This window comes from Sphingosinicella terrae (genome assembly GCF_003347635.1).
GTDB classification, from domain to species: Bacteria; Pseudomonadota; Alphaproteobacteria; order Sphingomonadales; family Sphingomonadaceae; genus Allosphingosinicella; species Allosphingosinicella terrae.
In genome coordinates this window covers 1-1014 of the sequence record NZ_QDFY01000046.1, presented here as the reverse complement: position 1 = coordinate 1014, position 1014 = coordinate 1, and the positions used below count along the sequence as shown (strand labels likewise).

The window sequence follows — 1014 nt, the reverse complement described above, 5'->3', positions numbered from 1 at the left end:
CAATACCGCGCTTACCCTATCCTCCTGCGTCCCCCCATTGCTCAAATGGTGAGGAGGTGGTACAGGAATATCAACCTGTTGTCCATCGCCTACGCCTTTCGGCCTCGGCTTAGGTCCCGACTAACCCTGAGCGGACGAGCCTTCCTCAGGAAACCTTAGGCATTCGGTGGAGGGGATTCTCACCCCTCTTTCGCTACTCATACCGGCATTCTCACTTCTAAGCGCTCCACCAGTCCTTCCGGTCTGGCTTCACAGCCCTTAGAACGCTCTCCTACCACTGTTCGAAGAACAGTCCGCAGCTTCGGTGATACGTTTAGCCCCGGTACATTTTCGGCGCAGAGTCACTCGACCAGTGAGCTATTACGCACTCTTTAAATGGTGGCTGCTTCTAAGCCAACATCCTGGTTGTCTAAGCAACTCCACATCCTTTTCCACTTAACGTATACTTTGGGACCTTAGCTGGCGGTCTGGGCTGTTTCCCTTTCGACTACGGATCTTATCACTCGCAGTCTGACTCCCAAGGATAAGTCATTGGCATTCGGAGTTTGACTGAATTCGGTAACCCGGTAGGGGCCCCTAGTCCAATCAGTGCTCTACCTCCAAGACTCTTACCTTGAGGCTAGCCCTAAAGCTATTTCGGAGAGAACCAGCTATCTCCAGGTTCGATTGGCATTTCACCCCTACCCACACCTCATCCCCGCACTTTTCAACGTGCGTGGGTTCGGGCCTCCATTCAGTGTTACCTGAACTTCACCCTGGACATGGGTAGATCACCTGGTTTCGGGTCTACGACCACGTACTCATGCGCCCTATTCAGACTCGCTTTCGCTGCGGCTCCGCATCTTCTGCTTAACCTTGCACGAGATCGTAACTCGCCGGTTCATTCTACAAAAGGCACGCCATCACCCGTTAACGGGCTCTGACTACTTGTAGGCACACGGTTTCAGGATCTCTTTCACTCCCCTTCCGGGGTGCTTTTCACCTTTCCCTCACGGTACTGGTTCACTATCGGTC

1 rRNA gene is annotated in these 1014 nt (G+C 53.3%); it reads right to left on the bottom strand.

Going from position 1 to position 1014, the window contains the following annotated elements:
* Positions 1–1014, bottom strand: a 23S ribosomal RNA gene (locus DDE10_RS23150); the annotation flags it as partial.